This is a genomic window from Leptospira sp. GIMC2001 (assembly GCF_028462125.1).
In the GTDB taxonomy this organism is placed as follows: Bacteria; Spirochaetota; Leptospiria; order Leptospirales; family Leptospiraceae.
The window spans coordinates 220,152-239,041 of record NZ_CP115467.1 but is presented as its reverse complement, the minus strand read 5'-3'; the positions used below and the strand labels follow the sequence as shown (position 1 = coordinate 239,041).

Below are 18,890 nucleotides of genomic sequence, written 5' to 3'. Positions count from 1 at the left end.
ATAGAATTTACAGGACTAACGCATGGACGGCGAACTTACGGCTGAAGAATTGAAAAACATTCGCTCTTTTAAGAGTGAATTGTTTAATCTATATTGGGAACGATTTGGAACTTTTTATCTCCATGTCCTACCGCACCCTCAATTGAAGATTGGCAATCGTGGACTTGTTGGAGAAGAAAAAGAATCGGGAATCATTTTGGTTTTTGGACCAAGAGCTGTAAGAAATGTTCAATCCCTCGAGACAGAACTTTTTGCCGAACTGCAATTCGGATATAATTGGGAAGCAGTAATCATTCCTTGGGATAGTGTTTTTCGTATCTATGATAAAAGTCAGACTTCCCTGGTTCAGTTGAGAATGCTTCCGCCTGTCTCAGAAGATAAGTCAGAAGCAAAATCAGAATCCAAAGCTGAGTCTACCAAAAAAGCTGTAAAAGAGAGAATGCCATCCGAACCTAACGATGGCAATGTGATTCGTGTAGATTTTGGAGGCAAAAAAAATGAGACCTAAGATCTTCGTCAGTGGAGATATCGATGGTTTTTTTGGATTGATGATTGACAATCTCATTCAATTGCTCGTCATCATCGCTCTCTGTGTATGGTTGTGTGGGTTTCCAATCGCTTTTATCACATCAGTTGTAATGCCCGGTATCGCAGTCTCACTGTTAATTGGTAATTTATTCTATGCATGGCTTTCGTATAGACTTGGCATAAGAGAGGGTCGAGACGATGTGACTGCCCTTCCCTATGGAATCAATACGGTATCTTTATTTGCATTTATATTTTTTATTCTCTTCCCCGTTTATAAGGAAACTGGTGATTATGTTGCGGCTTGGAAGGCAGGAATTCTAGCTAGTTTTCTTTCAGGATTGATTGAAGTAGGAGGATCCTTCGTTGCTGGATGGATACGACGTTCAACTCCGAGGGCAGCTTTACTTTCATCACTTGCTGGGATTGCGATCACTTTTATATCAATGGATTTTTTACTTCGCACATTTCAGAATCCACTAGTTGGATTTATTCCCTTCGGAATTATTTTGGTACAGTATTTTGCCAATGTCAAATTCCCACTTATGATTCCAGGTGGTCTTCTTGCGGTAATCGTCGGAACTGGACTCGCTTGGTTAAGTGGGATCTGGGGAACGCCTTTGATGCAGATGGAACAGGTTTCTCTTGCCACAGCAACAATCGGTTTTGAGTTTCCAAAAATTTATATATCAGAACTTTTCTCAGTATTAGAACCAAGCTACTTATCCGCCTATTTTGCAGTAATTCTTCCTATGGGAATTTTCAATGTGATTGGATCTCTCCAAAACCTAGAGTCAGCGGACGCTGCTGGAGATTCCTATGATACCAAGTCATCTCTGCTAGTGAATGGGATTGGAACGATTGCAGGTTCCTTGTTTGGCTCTCCTTTCCCAACGACGATTTACATTGGACATCCAGGATGGAAAGGTCTCGGAGCAAAAATCGGTTATTCTGTGTTAAATGGAGCCTTCATCACAGTACTATCTCTATTTGGTCTTATTGGACTTATCTCAGCTTTGATTCCGATTGAAGCTGGTATGGCTATTGTTCTATGGATCGGAATTGTGATCGGAGCTCAAGCGTTTCAATCGGTTCCAAAAAATCATGCGCCTGCTGTTGTTGTAGGATTGTTTCCCGCACTCGCTGGTTGGGCTGTGCTAATGGTACAAAGTGTTTTCATTTATGCAGATAATCAATTGCAGACAATTTTGTCCCAATCAGGAGTGAGTGGAGTTCATAATCTCTGGATGTCCAATGTGTCTATGTCGCAGCCGATTCTTCCCTATGCTTTAGATGGAGTATTGTCTTTGTCTCAAGGATTCCTTCTTACCGCTATGGTATGGGCATCTATTACAGTTTTTATTATCGATAGGCAATTCAAAAAAGCGTCAATTTGGTGTTTGGCGGGTGGAGTGTTGAGTCTCGTTGGTATCATCCATGCATATACGCTTTCTGGGAATGCAATTTTAACTGAATTTCGATTGTACTATGATTCAAAATTTACGATCGCATATATTCTGCTTGCTGTTCTAATGTTTATTGCATCTTATTTTAAATTGAGTCCACGAAAAGAATGACAATATCTAGTAATCCAGATAAGATAAGAGAATTACTAGAACTGGTTTATGAACCGGTTCCAAAGTTAAAGAAAATTGAATCCGTACTAAGTGAGATCCATCCAGCAACTCTTTCTGTCGAGATTGAGAAAGATGTAGGATTCGCTTATATGATGGATTATTATTTTCGTGTGACAGATAAATATATTGTTAAATCCATTTTGCAGAATCCAATGTTTTCTCATGCGGCACTTACGGAATTATTCTATTGTCAGATTACTTCAATTCACAAAGCCAAATTACTGAATAAACCGGCGCCTGATCTGATCAGCTCCTATTGGAGTTATCTATCTAAGGCACAGTATGCGGTTTTGTTAAAGAATACAATTTCACGAACATGGAATCTCGAGCCAGCGAAAGGATTGATTGCAAGAATTGATTTAGTACATATCAAAATGCTAACCAAGAGCGGAACGGTTGACCCAAGTCGAATGTTGCATCTTTTCAAGTCGCTCGGCTCTGATATAAAAAAGGTTTTCTCGGAAGATATGAATATTTACGATTATGCTTTCGGTTTGGCTGTTGAGGATTCTGATACGGAATTTTTGAGCTTTCTCGAAAACTACACAATGCTATTTGTTCAATTGAGGATTGCTTCGAGTTTTGCAGACGAAATGGAAAAGTTGATTCAGAAAAAAGGTTCTAATCTAAGCTATCCTGAACTTCATTCCTTCTTTGGAAATGTTCCATCGGATTCTCTAGAAGTCTGTATAGAAATCTTCCGAGATAAAGGTTGGCTTCGTTCTAGCGAGGCTGATTTAATTTTGGAATCCTACTTGGCAAAAAAGTCTAGGTAGCCAGTCTAATGGATATAAAGGAGGTCATAAAATCTATGACTTGGTTTAAAAGAATCGGACTGTTTCTGGTTACGAATATTCTTATTATTGTTACTATTTCCATCATAACCAATTTACTTGGAGTTAGGCATTGGGTGGAAGCAGAAGGAATAAATTTTACATCGCTGCTTATATTCTGTTCTATCTGGGGTTTTGCCGGAGCTTTCATATCATTAGCCCTTTCAAAAGTAATGGCAAAATGGATGATGGGAGTCAAAATAATTGATCCGAATAAAGCTGTCGGGGTCGAAAGAGACTTATATGCGAGAGTGCAAAGGCTTGCGGCTGCTGCAAGGATCCCAACACCAGAAGTCGGAATTTATGATTCGCCAGAAATCAATGCCTTTGCCACTGGCCCTACAAAATCCAGTTCCTTAGTTGCGGTTTCTACGGGTCTCCTGAATTATATGGATACATCTGAAGTTGACGGTGTTCTTGCTCATGAAGTATCCCACGTAGCTAACGGAGATATGGTGACGATGACACTAGTTCAAGGAGTCGTGAATGCTTTCACATTATTCTTGTCGCGCGTCATTGCTTTTGCGATTGGACGTATGGTAAGAGAAGATCTAGAATTTATAGTTCGTTTTGCATCGACTATTGTCTTGGATATCTTATTCACAATTCTTGGATCCATAATTGTGAATTATTTTTCTCGTGCAAGAGAATTTCGTGCTGATGCAGGTGCAGCAAAGCTTGCCGGTCGTGAATCTATGATTGCTGCATTAGAAAAATTACGCAAATATGCAAATGCTCCAGAAGATGAACGCGGTGCAGCCCTTGCTTCATTAAAGATCTCTGGTAAAGGTAAAATGATGGCTTTGTTTGCAACACACCCACCGCTCGAAGATCGAATTGATGCCCTACGGAGAAATCGATACTGATTAGAACATTCTAATAATCGTTTTCTTTTTTGAGAATACAGCTCTATTGGTTTAAAACACGAATAGAGCTGTTCTAGTTTTGGCAGAAGCCATCATTTTCATAAGATCCTATACTTATTCCAGCCGCATCAACAGGTAAATTGTTTATTCCAGTTGTACTAGTTTGTGTTCTTGTATTCCCTGCTATATCTAAGCTAAGATATTGATATGCAGGATTGCCCATCGCCAATAGTGGCGTGAGGCTTCTTGCTCCTCGTGATAGTATGCAAGGAGTTGTTCCATCGGTTCTCAGTCTCAAATCCCAATTCCACAAATCAATTCCCGATCCCGTATTGAGAAAGGATGCATTCTGATCTATGTTGCCTGCCACTGTCGCTGCCGTAGCTGCGGACAGAGTGTTCGTACATCCTGCACCAGAAGCTAAATTCCCAGTTCCAGTGCCTGCACAATTCGACACGAAGTAATTGACTGGAGTTCCACCATCTACTCTGAAGTGAGCACCGGCACAAGAATGGAAATTATTATTGGTAATCGCTCCATTTGCATAGGAATTGTCTGCGAGTATACAAACACTGCTTCCATCACTATTGCCAGCAAGATTATTATTGAGAATCGAGGCTTCCGAACATCCAGCACCGAGAAACACTGCCGAGTGGCTAGAAGAGCCTCTGCCCGAGGCAATGCTATTACCCCAGATTCTTACATCATTTGCAATCGAACATCGGATTCCATTTATAGTCGGAGATCCTGCTCCACTAAATTCTCCACCTACTATGCGATTGTTGAGTAAGATTCCAGCCAATCGTTGATAGTTTATTCCAATCGCTTGACCAGTTCCTAACGAGATCGAACCAGTTGTAATATTGTTGCTTAAAAGGTATTGCACTGCTGTTGGAGCATTCGTGCTATTCCAATCGATTGCGATTGAAGTTTCATTGGCATTGAATGATTGAATATTTGAATAGATTAGATTGAAAGCGACTTGAGATAGATTTCCATCAAAAGAGAGATTTCTAACGGAGTTTGGAAGAAATCCAACATTGTTCCGATTACTGGATATATAGTATAGATTAATCGTTGCAATACTCGTTGATTGGAGACGAAATCCGTAAACTGTGTTTGCATTCTTGATGCCAAGGACAGATCCAGTCATTGTCAAATTTATGCTCGGAGAATTATCAACTAGCATAGCGGTCGTGGTGCTTCCGGTTCCCGTTGCATTCCCTCCTTCTACGTAGAGATAATTGTAATTGACTGTGAGGCCAGTTCCATTAATCAAAACACCCACAGGACTTGATCCTGTAAGATTGGTATCATTCACTGTGATCTGAAGGCTTCGTAAGTTTGCGTTACCTGAGTTACCGACTTGAATTGCAGTTGCAAATTCGACCGAAGGTTTGCCGAGGACAGCCATCGAACTAATCTGGGTTTGATTGGAAACATTTTGCACTAGTATGGTTCTGCAATAATTGGAAGCAAGATTTCCACATCCTGTAATACTATTACCAAAAATACCCGTAACAGTATTTGGATACGTCGAAGAGAAAAAATTGCTACTCCGACTTCCAATCAATGATACACCTTCACTTAAAGCAATGGTGTTAGTTGGAAAATAATTCCCAGATTGAATGAATACAGCGCAATCATGATTGGTCGCACAATTAGCAACTCCAGTGAGTAGATTGTAGGCGTATTCAATTGTAAGACAAGGACTTGCAGGATTGGTACAATTATTGGCTGCATTATTTCCCGAATTAGAAACATACCGAATCGCATCAACTGTAGCAGTAATCGAGAAAAATCCTTCATATCGCAAACTGAAGCCATTGAGACTTAAGAGACCATCAACATCCAAACAATTCTGTATGATTAGATTACGGTTGATACCAAGTCCCCAAGTTGCGGTTGGAGTTAGAGTCAAAGTATCATTTGCTGAACTAGTCGTTGACCAAGTTTCTGTATGGCTATCGCCTTCAATCGATCCTTCAATGGTGCAGCTATTTGCTTGCATTGCTTTATTAAAAGTTATCACAATCGGGGCGGTCGCAGTCATGGTAAGCCCAGATGGACTCACTGATGCAACTACGGCTTGATCCAAACAATTGATTCTAATATTTGTGATGTTACTATTTGAGGTTGTTCCCGTCGCATTCTCTAACAAGCAAGTCTGCGGTGGACTAGTTGGTTGATTCGTAACGGTCACCGAATAGGTTTGTTCCGAAATAAAGGTATCAGGAAAAGCAAAAGTTCCATTTGAGGTTATCGATAAAAATTGTACTGAATTAAGACTGATTTGGAATCCGCTACCTTTTAAGTTCTCGACAGTTCCTCCAATACTAAATCTGGAAATATCGCAGTTGATTGATACTGTCTCAATATTGCCTAATGCAGTTCCTTCTCCTCCTGTAACAACGCATTCTTGCGCAGGGGAAGTTGGTTGATTGGTTATGGTTATGTTGTATGCTTGATTGATCGAAATCGGTTCAGCAAATACAAAGTTGCCGTTATCTGTTATCGCTAAGTTCGTTCCTGAAATCGAGTTGCTGATTTGCAGACCCGTTCCTTGCAGACCAGATATTCGACCTCCCAATTGAAAGGATTGAGACCCGTAGTTTGCAAATCCAAGTGCATTTAGAAATTGTTCAGAAGAGTTTGTAGGTATTGGTGCGCAATGTCCCAATAAGAATACCAATACAATCAGAAGAAAAAAATTTCTAGTTAAAACCATCATCCTATACAACAATTGAATCTCCAATCTTTGCCGTCAAAAGAAACAATTATAAAAAATCGAGAATTTCCTTGGAAACCTCATCAGGAGAATCCAAATGAAGATGATGGTTTCCTTCTAATGTCACCTCAATTATATTAGCGATGGATCCAATTCTTTGAGCAAGGAATTTTTTCTCCCATTGGTATCCAGTTTGCCCCCAAATCACTTTCACAGGACATGAAATCCTTTTTAGAAATTCCAAAACTTGTTCCTCGGTCAATCTTACCAATGATGGAAGATTCAATCTGGGATCACGACGCAATCTATAAGTATTGTCTTCTAGTTTTTCTGTTCCTCGTTTCATTAGGAGTTCTGCTGATTCTTTTTTCATAGCGCCTGCTCTGAGACGGAGGTTGACTAGCAATTCCAAACTTCTAAAGGTAGATGAGTCCGTCTGGTCAATTCCATTTAACAGACGGTTGATGGCATTTGCAAGAGAAGAAGGAGCTTCACTCGGTTCACGAGTGACTGGCCCAAGTGCTTCAATTAATATCAATTTGTCTACTTGTTCTGGAAAACTGCCTGCGAATAGAGAGCCAAGTCCGCCACCCATTGAATGACCTAATAGCGAAAAATGCTCCCAACCTAGACTGTCTACCACTGCTTTGATATCGGCGATAAAATCCACAAAGGAGTATATTGTTTTTGTTGAACGCCAACCGGATTTACCATGTCCAGGAAAATCAATTGCTACTAAATAATATCCATGATCAGCAAGTATTGGAGCTATTGGCTCAAAACTTGAAGAGTTGTCTAGCCATCCGTGTAAGCAAAGGATCGGTTTACCATCTTTCCTTCCAAAGGATTGGTATGCTATTTCGGTGAGAGGTGTGGAAATGATTCCTTCCATCCTACAATAAGAAAACATAAGTAATGTGAAGCAAGAAACTTAAAATTAGTTTGAGAATATTTCGTTCGCGAATTGTCTACAAAAACTATCCATCCATCCATAAGTTTAAAAAATTGCATATGGATTTATATTCTTCATTGAATTTTTATGGCTCTTCAGAATATTCTTAAACTCAGTCCAAGTGATAGGATCAACGCCTTGCTTATAATTTTCATAACCTATCTTCATAAGGATTCGCCATTGCAAAAATAGATAGTGATAAGAATCTACTATTCGAAAATCTGGATCATACATATTTGTTGATTCACTTGTTACTCCATTCAATTCAATGATTTGAAAATTCTTGCCCATTCGAAAATCTTCTTTGGATTTATAACGGATGTCATATCTTCCGAAAAAGAATCCGTCTATGGATTTAGAAATGGAATCTATAGATTCTAGTAGTTGGGTCGTTATAAGGGAACTTCCATCTTTGAATAAGCATCCCTGAATATGATTTCCAACTTTTCCGATGGTGAGAATTTCATCTTTATCTAATATTCGCTTTAGATTATGTGAATTTCTTTTTTTGAATACATCAGATTGAAATTTAAATCTTGGATGGTTGTCAATCAATTCCTCAACATTATGGATTCCATCTCCGATCAAGTTAGGAAATATTTTATCAGTGATCGATAAAATATTTCCGTTCTCTTCACTAGGAAATCGGTAATAGAATATTCCTGCTTCAAACGGTCCAGGATGCATCTCTTGGATAATATAAGGCTCTTTTATATTAGAAATTAACTCAATCAAGATTTCTATATTTTCTGCTTTTTGAATTCCAGCTCCCCTTTCCCCTACATCAGGTTTTAGAATCACAGGAAAATTCATTCCACAGTCTAACATAGATTTACGAATAGAGTCATTCGATAGATTGTAATTATTATCAACTAGAAAGAATTTTGCAATATATTCATTCGGAATTTTCTCGAGTATGCTAGATTTAGATTCATTTGCTATACCTCCGCCTTGCGGAAAGCCTGGGTTTGCCGAAGAAATGATTCGCACAGCTTTGTATTTGATCACCAATCCTATCATGTAGATGACGAGTGGTGTATAAATCAGCCAAGCAGGCCAAAATTCAAAATGGAAAAATCGCAGAAACCATAGCTTAATTCTATTTCTGTAGGATGCATTTGCGATCATCGAAATAAATTTATAAATCAAAAATAGACTTCCAACTGCTAAAATTTGATAGAATAGGTTATAGGAGGAAGTCAGGTACTTTTCTATTTGCTTGCCATATAAAAAAGCCAATCCAACCAAAATCGGTGTCCATATAGAACATGCAATCAAACTGATAATTATAAACTGCATAGTTGTTTTGCGATTTGATACTGAACCAGCTAGTAAATAAATCGGTAATCTGGTTCCTGGTAGAAATCTGCTAATGAATATGATTTTCTTGAAATTTAAATTTATATATTCAATATATTTTTCTTTGATTTTTATTTGGATTATAGATTTAATTCTTTTGAATTTTAGTGTGAATTTAAATAGAAATTTACCAATAAAAAATAATCCTAAATCTCCGAAATAGATTCCAATTGTAGAAAAGAGAATAGCAGAAGGTAAGTTCAAGATTTCTTGTCCAGCCATAACCCCTGCAGAAATTGCTGTTAAATCCTCTGAAACGAATGTTCCAACAAAAATCAACCAGAAGGTATACCAATCATTCATATTTGAGTCTGTTTTTCTTGGATAAAAGTTTTTGCACGAATTGTAGATTCCGTAAATCCAAACTCCTTCGGCAAATCAATCCAAGGATAAAGTTTCTCAACTGCGATTCGAATGATCGCTAGGTGATGAATTGTGTGATCTAGGATGTATAGCAATTCTCTTCCAAAGGTTGTAATGAGATTGAGATTTGTATTGCCACCAATTCTATGTTGCAGATTCAATTCCATATTTAGATCGTATTCTTCAGATTCTAATAAGTCGATCATAGTTTTGAAATTACTAATTGCAAATGAGGTAGATTGCTCAATTAGGTAGTTGCGTTTTCTATCATCGTACGAGAATACAATTGTCTCATCAGATAATTTCTTACTTTGCCCATATAATAAACATTCTGAGAATTCAAAGATATGCCGTACATGTTGTCCGATACTGCTTCCACCTATGATTGATTGAAGTTTACTATAATCATGATCTTCAAATTGATTGAGTAGTTGAATGATCTCTGCAAATTCATGAGTTAGAGTTTTAGTTATATTCATGTGATAGTTTACTTTTCGACAATCAAGTCATAGTCAGGAGTTGGATTGAGTGGGCAACTGATCTTGTACTTTCCTGGTTCTAAATACAATTTGTATTCTTTAGTTTGTCCATTCATTAAATCTCCGCCACTCACACTAGGTAAGGTGAGCCAACTTAAACCGGTTCCTCGTAGATAGAAACCAACTTCATATGGAATTCCATCGTTTGTCACTCGGAAAATATAATGTCCTGAAGTCAGTTTCAAAGTTTTAAATTTATTTTTTCGTAGTTTTATGGATGTTTGATTGATTAATTCACAATCTTGCGATTTGGATGTAGTATATTTACTTGTATCTTTTTCCAATTGATCAAATTTGCATGGAGATTGCGTGATCTCAATTACAGTTGGTTCATTTCCCAAGAGTGGAAAGACTATAACTAGAATTGAAAAAGCGAATAAAAAATTGTTTTTTCTAAACATAGAACATCCTTGCTTTTTGGTTCGTCTGAAGAAAAGGAATGTTACATTTCTGAAGAATTATTAGGTAGGTTTTATGAAAATTTTTGAACGCTTTGCAGGAGATCCAAAGTTTACGAGCTTGGAATTTCGACTTTTCAATTCCATAACTTTTGTAAATGCTGTGTTGAATATTTTAGGTTCTTTTTTTGTCTTTCATTTACCGAATTCATGGACAATTTTTGCGATCACTTTTGGATCAGGCTTAATTTTTCTAATGCTCTACTACCTCTCTAGATTCAAAAATCTCACTAAAAAACTTTTTTGGCCGTTTTCTATAACTCTTTTAACCTATTTGTCAATAAATTGGTTCACGAATTCTGGATCAACAGGAGGAGCTCACTATTACATAATCCCGGCTTTAGTAATTGCAACTATACTTTTGGAGAATCATCAGATTGTTGCAGTTTATCTTGTGTTTCTTGCCGTAATTTCAGGTTTGTTCTACATCGAATATTTTCATCCTGAGCTGATGATTCAATATTCATCAAGGGAAGAAAGATATATCGATGTTTACTTGAACTATTCATTTGTTTTGATCTTAAATGGGATTTTGATTTTTATTTTAGTTCAGAATCTTAATGTTGAGAGAAAAAAATCGGAATCTTTGCTTTTAAATATTTTGCCAGAGTCAATTGCAGACGAACTAAAAAAATACAATTTTGTCAAACCTGCAAGCCATACTTCAGTATCTGTACTATTCTGTGATATGGTTGGATTTACAAAAATTGCTGAATCCATGAGTCCGTCTGAGCTTATCAGCGAATTGGATTATATTTTTACAAATTTTGATCGCATTGTAAAGAAACATAAAATCGAAAAAATCAAAACAATTGGAGATTCTTATATGGCAGTTGCAGGGCTTCCAAATAAACTGCAAGCACATGCCATCTATGCGGTGCTATGCGCATTAGATCTGGTTAAATTTATGGAAGAATTCCGTATTGATCGGAAGAAAAACAATCGTCCTTGCTGGGAGTTTCGTTTAGGAATCCACTCTGGAGACGTTGTTGCTGGTGTTGTGGGTAAGGACAAATTCGCTTATGATATCTGGGGCGACACGGTTAATACTGCAAGTCGTCTTGAGTCAAGCGGAGTTATAGGAAAGGTCAATGTATCTAAGACCACCTATGATTTAGTTCATGAATACTTCGAATGTGAGAGTCGAGGCAAAATTGATGCAAAAAATAAAGGACCCATGGAAATGTTTCTTGTTCATGGATTGAAAAATAAATATATAAATAATATTAAAGATGTTTAGGAATTTTAAATACATCAAAAATAGAATATATAAATATGTTGAAGTATATAAAATATTTCGAATATTCTTAATTATTTCAATATTTAGTATTGTAAACAATTGTAGATTTACATCTTGCAGCCATGAATCTTCAGAAGATTTCCAATCTAAATTTAAAGCACAAGGTCTAATTGCAAATCAAAGCATTTTGAAAATTCAATCTCAGATTGATTCAAGTAAGGTTGCAAATCTTAGATTTATAACTGTAAATGCAATTTCTCAGTATCATCCAAACTCAAGAAAATATGTAGTATTCATTCATGGATCACCAGGCGGTTGGAGTGACTATCTAAATATTTTAAACAATCCAGAGATAAACCAAGATTTTAATTTGATATCTGTAGATCGTCCTGGCTATGGAGGATCGGATCGTGGAATTGCAATACTAAGTCTTAAAGAACAGGCGGATCGGATAGCAGCATTGATCGCTAGTTTTCGTGATCGTAAAAAAGTTATTCTTGTAGGACATTCTTTCGGAGGCCCAGTTGCCGCTAGACTTGCAATGGATCATCCGAATTTAGTAGATGGATTGGTTTTTGTTGCTGCGTCCATTTCTCCCGATCTAGAAAAGAAAGAATGGTTTAATAGTCTAGCTGAGTACAAAATCATTCAATTTCTGCTACCGATAGATTTAATTACTTCCAATAAAGAAATTATTGAATTAAAAAATGAACTTACTTCTATGCTTCCACTCTGGAATAAAATAAAAGTTCCAGTAGCTTTTTTGCATGGTGGAGAAGATTCACTTGTTCCGATCGATAATGTACGATTCGGCAAGTCAATGTTAGATCATAATAACGATAACTTAATCGTGGAGACAGATCCAAATTGGAATCATTTTCTTCCTTGGAACCAACATGGTAGGATTATTGAACTAATTTATAAGCTTGATCAGAAAATCCCAGATTGATCTATTGATGTATAAATATATATGCATGGATCTATCTATCTATCTATCTATTTATTTATCTATTAATTAACTAATCAATCAATCAATCAATCAATCAATCAATCAATCAATCAATCAATCAATCAATCAATCAATCAATCAATCAATCTAGGTATCGATTAATTGATTCTACTTTGATTTCAGAAACAAATTGACTTAAAGATTACCAAGCCGTAAGCCGTCTTGCGAATACTAAACCCATTGCTATTGGAATGATCCAAGGTATAAAATGCCAAATCATTAAATGTTGTGCCGATGAGGCAGCACAAAAGAGATTCAGGATTATTTCAGATAGACCAGCTGAGGCGACTCCTCCTATAAATATCGCAGAATAGGGATTAGTTGAGCATCTATATTTAAGCCATGCCGTAATTAATATAAAACTTGGTACTGAGTAGTAGAGAATATGAGTAGGACAAAAAATATGATTTAAGCTCCAAAATTTTGGACTCATTAACAAATGTACATCTAGAAAATATCCTAAATAAGCAAACCGTGTTACAAGAATCGCTGCTACGAACAATAAACCAAACTGTATATTGTCACCTGGTCTTGTATAAAAAAACAAAAGAAACGATGCTGCGATAAAACTTGTAATCGGGAATAATGTCTTAGAATTGAATTCAAGTCCCTGTATTGGTTTCAAATAAATTTCTAGTCCCATCGCAAAGAAACCAAAACAAAAAAACAAGACAATGGGTGTTTTGGATAACTGCTTTTCTGGATTTCGTAACTCTATTGCAAGAGCTTGAATAAATTCGTTTCTATTCATTTCGATTTAGAGCCTTTTTAAGATTGATGATCCCGCGATGCGATGTTACTTTAACTGCCGATATACTCATACCTGTTATGATTGCTGTCTCTTTAATGGATTTTCCTTGAATTTTGAGTAGTTCAATTACTATTTTCTGCTTGGAAGGTAGAATTCGAATCGCATCTCGAATTGCTTGTAATTGCTCGCTATGATCAAATTCTTCCGGTTTAGGTAAATATTCCAATTCATCGGCGACGTAATCAATGATCTGTGATTTTGTATAAAATCGAATATAGTCAATAATTTTATGATGAACTATAGCATTGAACCATGGACGAAATTTGCGGCTCGTATCATAACTATGGCGCGCTTTGTGTATGGAGAGTAAGATTTCTTGCAGTAGATCTTCCCTATCATCTGAAGAATAGATTTTTTTATTTAGTATTGCTTCCAATTCATTCGCCAATTCACTCAATAATTTTTTGTAAGAGTCTTCGTTGCCAGACTTGGCATCAAGCATCCATCGACTCCACCTAAGTTCTTTGTTATCTAAATCACTCACGGGTAGTTTCGCTTGGCATCGCCATTAAGTTACAAATTGGGAAAAAAAAGAAAAAAAATTCAAATGGGAAACTTCCTTCAGCGTCTGCAGTATTCACTGCCCAGTTGAGTGACCAGCTCTTGGAGCCGAAGGAAGTCGGTGGTCTGTTTGGATTGCAGCAAGCCAAGCGGCTCACTAACACGTAGTAGAGCGTTATTGCTTACCGCTCAGCCACCTCGCCAGTCTTTTGTTTTAAACTATTACTCAATTTGACCACCTCCTTTTTTGCTATCTACAAATTGTTTTTGGCGATAGCGAAAGTCAAGGGAAAAGGAATGACATTTTACTTTTTTTTATTAGCCTGGTTGTAAGTCTATGATGCCTCTATCTCAAATTGAATTTACGATTACCAAACTAGATACAACTCGACATTTCTATTTTGTTCGATTGAGAATGCAGAATGATTTAGAAAGAACAGTTTTTTCTCTTCCTAGTTGGACGCCCGGATCCTATATGATTCGTGATTACTCGAGGCATCTTCATAAATTTAGTGCGAATAAAAATTGGGAACAGACCAATTTATCGGAATGGGTTGTGTTTGGTTCAGGCGAAATTGTAATAGAATATTTGATTTATGCATTCGAAGATCTATCAGTAAGAACCAATCATCTTGATGAGGACTTTGGATTTATCAATTCTTCGGGTTTATATCTATGCCCAGTTGGTTTTGAAAATTCTGCTATATCAATTTCTTTTGAATTGAATGGCAAATTTGCTCGAGTGTTATCTTCTTTAGAAAGAATCAATCAGAACCAATTTCTTGCAAATAATTACGATGAATTGTACGACTCACCTTTTCTCCTTACAAATAACAATCCAATCGCGATAGATATAAATGGATCTCGTCATGATATCGTTATCGAAGGAAGCATAAGCAAAAATAAAACAGAACAGCTTCTAATTGATCTTAAGAAAATAATTGAAATTGAAATTGAATATATGGGAGTCAATCCAAATGAATACTATCTATTCATGCTGTTATTAGTTGATTCCGGTTATGGCGGTTTAGAACACGCTTCTTGTTCTGTAAATATATTTGATCCAAGTAAAATAGATGATCCAAAAGAATACTTAAAATTGTTAGAGCTTCTTGCGCATGAATATTTTCATTTATGGAATATAAAAAGGATAAGACCGATTGCTCTTGGACCTTTTGACTACAATAATGTGAATCTAACTCGTGAGTTATGGATTGCAGAAGGAATCACTAGTTTCTTTGATGCATTTTTCTTATTGAAATCACATATTCTAACCATTGATGAATATCTTAACAAACTTATGGAAGATATCACGCAATTGGAAGATAACTCGGCTGAAGATTATATGAGCTTGGAAGAGTCGTCATTTACTGCTTGGAACAAATTCTATAAAAGAAACGCGAATTCGAACAATACTGTGGTTTCTTATTATACCAAAGGTGCAATATTAGTTCTATGTATGTACATTCGAATATTGAAAGAAACATCTGGTAAAAAGACATTCACTGACATTATGAAAGAATTGTATTCAGAATTTTTTGAATCTAAGAAACGAGGTTTCACGAAGATTGAATTTTTTGATATTGCCAAAAAAGTAACAGGCTTGGATCTCAGAACAGAATTTGACGCGTATATAACACAACCCAGAAGGATTCCAGTTTATGATTATCTGCATTATATTGGAGTTTATAAATTGGAAGAGAAAGAATCTATAGATCTGGGATTCAGCTTTCGAGAAAATGGAATCGGATTGATTGTTAATAAATTATTTGAATCAAAGATGGATCCCCAATTGGATATCTATATAGGTGATGAGATATTAGCTATAAATAATATTCGATTTCGGACGGTTGGTTCATTGAATAGTTATTTAGATTCTCTCAATAACCGAGAACCAATACAAATTTTATTATCAAGGAAGAATAGAATTAAAGAAGTTCTATGCAATCCGATCCTTAGCTTCAAAGTAAAAAAGTTAGTATTGGGAACAGAAATAAATCAAGAACAATTAGTACTAAGAGAGTCTTTCTTTCAATAGACTACATCTTTGTACAACATCTGTCGTGGCATTGATGCGACCTTCTAGAATATCATCGATTAGATAACGAATTTCACGATTTTGATCCATCCACTGTTCGGTATTCGGAAAGAATATTAAATTTTTCGAATGGAATCCGCCATTTTCGACCACTCCAAACTCGAACTCTGAGCATATTTTCTCTAAATTCTCAGGGTTTAGCAAAGGATAGAAGTTCCCTATTTCTTCCGCAGTCGGTATTGTTTTTTGAAAAAAATACATAGCTTCCAATGCTTGCGTTAGAAACAATTTCATCTGTTCTTTTTCTAATTTGGCAAGTTCTAGCGCACGAGCTTCTCTCATGTCATTGACGCGTTTCTCATGTCTTTTCTCATGCTGGAATTGCCTCTCCATTTGTGAGTATCGGATCAAAGATTTTGCCTTACTGTATCCAGCATTTATAATCGATTTAATTCCGATCCAAGCAAAAAATTTATAAAAGAAAGGTATATAGCGTAAATAGGTTTCTTGTAAATTCTTTCCATATATTTTAACAAACTGGGAATCTTGAAAAACTTCGAAAACATCCTTTTCATTGACATCCAATAGAGCTTTTAGAAACAAAATGATTTCTGAATTGTATCTATGGTGGTCATAGATAAGTTGATTAATCAACTTAAGCGTCGTCGGTTTCTTTTTTACAAAAATAGACATCTTGTACTTGCTAGTATACCAATCTGCCGAAAGAATTTCTCTATCTAGTCGCAATGCATCCAAAACAGTTTTGGGGATTGATTCAGGATCTTCTAAATTGACTTGAAGAAAAATTGAATCCAAGTCAGTTCCCGTATCTAGTTTCTTTACAATTTGCAAAAATAATTTATCTTTTAATGACTTTTGATTTTTTTTGTAAAAACCTTCCGCTTCAATTGACAGTTTTAGTATAGAATCAATGAAGATTTTCTCGGTCGGCGTAAAAAGTTTCGGAGAAGCTAAACAAATTTCACATAATTTTCTGATATGTTCCCAGTCTCCTGAATAATCGAGACTTTTCCTTAGTACATTGTTGTCATCTTCTTGAGATAGAATGCTCTGATCAATTTCTGGACTTTTGGATCTTATATTAGGAATGATCCTCGTCTCAAAAATCGATCTAAATATTTCAAAACTTGAATTTGCATTCTCTTCTCGAATATAGAAAAATCTAGTATCAAGACTTCCTATCAAATTATTGAAACTTGAAAGCTTCAATCTTAGATCATTCGTATATTCGCGAATATGATCTTTGCTTGGCATTACAACAAAGTTATCATTGGTGAAAAGAGAATGAATTAGGCTTGCATCAGTTGACATAGAACCAGAGTTCAAATTGTATGCAAAGGTCTTAATTTCTTGATCAGATGAAACGGGTCTTGCTTGGAAATAATTTACAATCGACTGAGCCGACCGATCCAATAACAATTCGTAACTCAGTCTAGGATTCTTAAGTGTTTCCGTTTCTGTAATATAGTAAGTCATCAATTGCAGACTATCATTACTTGACTCATAATAGATTTCGAATACTTGAGCAACTAGGCGAAATTCCAAAAGTGTTTTTGCTGCTTCGCGAAATCGGCTCAGATCCATTTTTAAGATTTTGAGTTTTTCTTCAGATGGCGTAAAAATATTGAAACTGTTTAGATTGTTTTTTGTAGATTGATTTTCTATGGCTTGAAAGATCGTAAGGGGATCTTTTTCTAAAACTATTCCAGAACTTTTCGCAAGTTTGGAACGATTGGTTAGTTCAAATAATTCACTTGTCATAATAAATAGAAACTTTGAAAATATAATCCAAGGCTTCCAAGTGCTTGTTAGCCGCCTCTATAGACTCACCCCAGATAGTTGGACCATGATTTTCTACCAAGATAGCGGGAATTGCCTGTTTCATGTTTTTCCAATTATCAGATAAGAAATACTGATTCAAATCTGACGCAATATTCTCCACCATACTATGATTATAGATTATTGGCAAGTAAACCTCTGGATTCTCATCCCAAATTCCAAAAGCTTTGATCAATTCGATAGGAGGCAATTTCCAAAATCCTATTGGCTGATTTTTGTTAAGATTTAGGTGACAGCGCATAGATTCAACAGTGTGCACATGAAGTATGCAATTCACTTGAGGAATGTTCTTGTAGATGGTAAGATGAATCGAAGTCTCGGCGCTTGGCTTCTGGTTAGAACCAAGAAAAATAGGAAGATCAGTTTCTAAATCAATCGGAATGAAATCTGTTGGTTCAATTCTTCCTTTATTGAGTCCCGATGTTGTAATCCAAATAATTGATCTATTGTTTTGGTCTCGAATAGAAAGATTGCCAGCAGTCGCCGGCAACCAACCCCGTGAATAATAACTTTTTGCCAATTCACAGAGTGTTGCAAGTTCTGCCGGATGCTTAGGTGATTCTACTTATTTACCCTCTCAACATAGCTAAGATCTCTTAGATCAACTTTGATGACGTCACCTTGCTTAACGAATATAGGAACGTTGATCTCGCCTCCGGTCTCCAAAGTAACTCGTTTGAGAGCCGTTCCACTGGTATCACCCTTCAGACCTTCTTCAGCATAAGTGATTTCCAATATAGCAAAATTAGGAGGTTCAACACCGATGGGCTTGCCTTCATAAAACGAAACATCTACTTTTGTGTCTTCTTTCATGAACGGCAGAACATCTTCAACATAGTCTTTTGAGACAGGAATCTGTTCAAAATCATTTACGTCCATGAAAATGATATCATCGCCATCTGTGTAACAAAATGTCATTGCGCGTTTTTCTATCTCAACGCCTTCCAATTTCTCTGCGGCTTTGAATGTTCTTTCAATCGAAGTTCCACGTAGTACGTTTTTCAATTTGGTTCGGATGAATGCAGAACCTTTACCGGGATTTACGAATTCGGTTTTTACAACACTGTAGAGATCCCCCTCTACTTTCAAAACCATGCCTTTCTTAACTTCTGTGATGCCTAATGCCATAATAATTTCTCTTGGTATTTCCAGGAAATTCGTTCAAGGCAGA

Annotated in this window: 17 protein-coding genes; 7 read left to right on the top strand and 10 right to left on the bottom strand. The window is 36.4% G+C overall.

The window, feature by feature from the left end:
• Positions 1-22: 22 nt before the first annotated feature.
• Genes O4O04_RS01105 through htpX form a run of 4 tightly spaced genes read left to right on the top strand, consistent with a single transcriptional unit; the run spans position 23 to position 3,861 of the window.
• The gene (locus tag O4O04_RS01105) at positions 23-508 is read left to right on the top strand and encodes a ClpXP protease specificity-enhancing factor SspB (RefSeq protein WP_272531407.1); all 486 of its coding nucleotides are present in this window, start codon (positions 23-25) and stop codon (positions 506-508) included.
• Entirely contained in the window at positions 498-2,102 is a 1,605-nt protein-coding gene (locus tag O4O04_RS01100) for an NCS2 family permease (RefSeq protein WP_272531406.1), read from the top strand. The genes O4O04_RS01105 and O4O04_RS01100 overlap by 11 nt, the downstream gene beginning before the upstream one ends.
• Complete coding sequence (locus tag O4O04_RS01095; RefSeq protein WP_272531404.1) at positions 2,099-2,938, top strand: hypothetical protein; 840 nt, start codon at positions 2,099-2,101, stop codon at positions 2,936-2,938. Before O4O04_RS01100 ends, O4O04_RS01095 begins: the two co-directional genes overlap by 4 nt.
• A gap of 35 nt (positions 2,939-2,973) precedes the next feature.
• Complete coding sequence (gene htpX / locus O4O04_RS01090; protein ID WP_272531403.1) at positions 2,974-3,861, top strand: protease HtpX; 888 nt, start codon at positions 2,974-2,976, stop codon at positions 3,859-3,861.
• A 73-nt stretch (positions 3,862-3,934) separates the two neighbouring features.
• Here the strand turns inward: htpX and O4O04_RS01085 are convergent, their stop codons facing one another.
• From O4O04_RS01085 to O4O04_RS01065, 5 genes are all read right to left on the bottom strand, one after another.
• Complete coding sequence (locus O4O04_RS01085; protein WP_272531402.1) at positions 3,935-6,604, bottom strand: autotransporter outer membrane beta-barrel domain-containing protein; 2,670 nt, start codon at positions 6,602-6,604, stop codon at positions 3,935-3,937.
• A 34-nt stretch (positions 6,605-6,638) separates the two neighbouring features.
• Complete coding sequence (locus O4O04_RS01080) at positions 6,639-7,481, bottom strand: alpha/beta fold hydrolase (protein ID WP_272531401.1); 843 nt, start codon at positions 7,479-7,481, stop codon at positions 6,639-6,641.
• A 105-nt stretch (positions 7,482-7,586) separates the two neighbouring features.
• Complete coding sequence (locus O4O04_RS01075) at positions 7,587-9,203, bottom strand: SNARE-like domain protein (protein WP_272531399.1); 1,617 nt, start codon at positions 9,201-9,203, stop codon at positions 7,587-7,589.
• Positions 9,200-9,742 carry a DinB family protein gene (locus O4O04_RS01070; protein ID WP_272531398.1) on the bottom strand — a complete coding sequence of 181 codons (543 nt, stop codon included), beginning with the start codon at positions 9,740-9,742 and terminating at the stop codon, positions 9,200-9,202. Before O4O04_RS01070 ends, O4O04_RS01075 begins: the two co-directional genes overlap by 4 nt.
• 8 nt (positions 9,743-9,750) lie before the next feature.
• The gene (locus O4O04_RS01065; RefSeq protein WP_272531397.1) at positions 9,751-10,203 is read right to left on the bottom strand and encodes a hypothetical protein; all 453 of its coding nucleotides are present in this window, start codon (positions 10,201-10,203) and stop codon (positions 9,751-9,753) included.
• Between the two features lie 73 nt (positions 10,204-10,276).
• Between O4O04_RS01065 and O4O04_RS01060 the strand changes: the two genes are divergently transcribed.
• Together O4O04_RS01060 and O4O04_RS01055 are read left to right on the top strand one after the other, a co-directional pair.
• The gene (locus O4O04_RS01060) at positions 10,277-11,500 is read left to right on the top strand and encodes an adenylate/guanylate cyclase domain-containing protein (RefSeq protein ID WP_272531396.1); all 1,224 of its coding nucleotides are present in this window, start codon (positions 10,277-10,279) and stop codon (positions 11,498-11,500) included.
• The gene (locus O4O04_RS01055; protein ID WP_272531395.1) at positions 11,493-12,449 is read left to right on the top strand and encodes an alpha/beta fold hydrolase; all 957 of its coding nucleotides are present in this window, start codon (positions 11,493-11,495) and stop codon (positions 12,447-12,449) included. Before O4O04_RS01060 ends, O4O04_RS01055 begins: the two co-directional genes overlap by 8 nt.
• 202 nt (positions 12,450-12,651) lie before the next feature.
• On the opposite strand, the gene O4O04_RS01050 is transcribed toward O4O04_RS01055, so the two are convergent.
• Both O4O04_RS01050 and O4O04_RS01045 read right to left on the bottom strand, forming a co-directional pair.
• Complete coding sequence (locus tag O4O04_RS01050) at positions 12,652-13,260, bottom strand: NrsF family protein (protein ID WP_272531393.1); 609 nt, start codon at positions 13,258-13,260, stop codon at positions 12,652-12,654.
• The gene (locus tag O4O04_RS01045; protein ID WP_272531391.1) at positions 13,253-13,762 is read right to left on the bottom strand and encodes a sigma-70 family RNA polymerase sigma factor; all 510 of its coding nucleotides are present in this window, start codon (positions 13,760-13,762) and stop codon (positions 13,253-13,255) included. Before O4O04_RS01045 ends, O4O04_RS01050 begins: the two co-directional genes overlap by 8 nt.
• A 396-nt stretch (positions 13,763-14,158) precedes the next feature.
• Between O4O04_RS01045 and O4O04_RS01040 the strand changes: the two genes are divergently transcribed.
• Positions 14,159-15,859 carry a M61 family metallopeptidase gene (locus O4O04_RS01040; protein ID WP_272531390.1) on the top strand — a complete coding sequence of 567 codons (1,701 nt, stop codon included), beginning with the start codon at positions 14,159-14,161 and terminating at the stop codon, positions 15,857-15,859.
• On the opposite strand, the gene O4O04_RS01035 is transcribed toward O4O04_RS01040, so the two are convergent.
• Genes O4O04_RS01035 through efp form a run of 3 tightly spaced genes read right to left on the bottom strand, consistent with a single transcriptional unit; the run spans position 15,836 to position 18,847 of the window.
• On the bottom strand, positions 15,836-17,641 hold the full coding sequence (locus O4O04_RS01035; protein WP_272531389.1) for a hypothetical protein: 1,806 nt from the start codon (positions 17,639-17,641) through the stop codon (positions 15,836-15,838). The genes O4O04_RS01040 and O4O04_RS01035 overlap by 24 nt on opposite strands.
• Positions 17,631-18,239 (bottom strand): methylthioribulose 1-phosphate dehydratase, encoded by a 609-nt coding sequence (gene mtnB, locus O4O04_RS01030; protein ID WP_272531388.1) that lies wholly within the window; start codon positions 18,237-18,239, stop codon positions 17,631-17,633. Before mtnB ends, O4O04_RS01035 begins: the two co-directional genes overlap by 11 nt.
• A 41-nt stretch (positions 18,240-18,280) precedes the next feature.
• Entirely contained in the window at positions 18,281-18,847 is a 567-nt protein-coding gene (gene efp, locus O4O04_RS01025; RefSeq protein WP_272531387.1) for an elongation factor P, read from the bottom strand.
• Positions 18,848-18,890 lie beyond the last annotated feature (43 nt).

Bases quoted from the DNA above. Each gene is read 5' to 3' on its own strand.
- O4O04_RS01105 (WP_272531407.1), top strand. From the start codon at position 23: ATGGACGGCGAACTTACGGCTGAAGAATTGAAAAACATTCGCTCTTTT.
- O4O04_RS01100 (WP_272531406.1), top strand. From the start codon at position 498: ATGAGACCTAAGATCTTCGTCAGTGGAGATATCGATGGTTTTTTTGGA.
- O4O04_RS01095 (WP_272531404.1), top strand. From the start codon at position 2,099: ATGACAATATCTAGTAATCCAGATAAGATAAGAGAATTACTAGAACTG.
- htpX (WP_272531403.1), top strand. From the start codon at position 2,974: ATGACTTGGTTTAAAAGAATCGGACTGTTTCTGGTTACGAATATTCTT.
- O4O04_RS01080 (WP_272531401.1), bottom strand. From the start codon at position 7,481: ATGGAAGGAATCATTTCCACACCTCTCACCGAAATAGCATACCAATCC.
- O4O04_RS01075 (WP_272531399.1), bottom strand. From the start codon at position 9,203: ATGAATGATTGGTATACCTTCTGGTTGATTTTTGTTGGAACATTCGTT.
- O4O04_RS01070 (WP_272531398.1), bottom strand. From the start codon at position 9,742: ATGAATATAACTAAAACTCTAACTCATGAATTTGCAGAGATCATTCAA.
- O4O04_RS01065 (WP_272531397.1), bottom strand. From the start codon at position 10,203: ATGTTTAGAAAAAACAATTTTTTATTCGCTTTTTCAATTCTAGTTATA.
- O4O04_RS01060 (WP_272531396.1), top strand. From the start codon at position 10,277: ATGAAAATTTTTGAACGCTTTGCAGGAGATCCAAAGTTTACGAGCTTG.
- O4O04_RS01055 (WP_272531395.1), top strand. From the start codon at position 11,493: ATGTTTAGGAATTTTAAATACATCAAAAATAGAATATATAAATATGTT.
- O4O04_RS01050 (WP_272531393.1), bottom strand. From the start codon at position 13,260: ATGAATAGAAACGAATTTATTCAAGCTCTTGCAATAGAGTTACGAAAT.
- O4O04_RS01045 (WP_272531391.1), bottom strand. From the start codon at position 13,762: ATGCTTGATGCCAAGTCTGGCAACGAAGACTCTTACAAAAAATTATTG.
- O4O04_RS01040 (WP_272531390.1), top strand. From the start codon at position 14,159: ATGATGCCTCTATCTCAAATTGAATTTACGATTACCAAACTAGATACA.
- O4O04_RS01035 (WP_272531389.1), bottom strand. From the start codon at position 17,641: ATGACAAGTGAATTATTTGAACTAACCAATCGTTCCAAACTTGCGAAA.
- efp (WP_272531387.1), bottom strand. From the start codon at position 18,847: ATGGCATTAGGCATCACAGAAGTTAAGAAAGGCATGGTTTTGAAAGTA.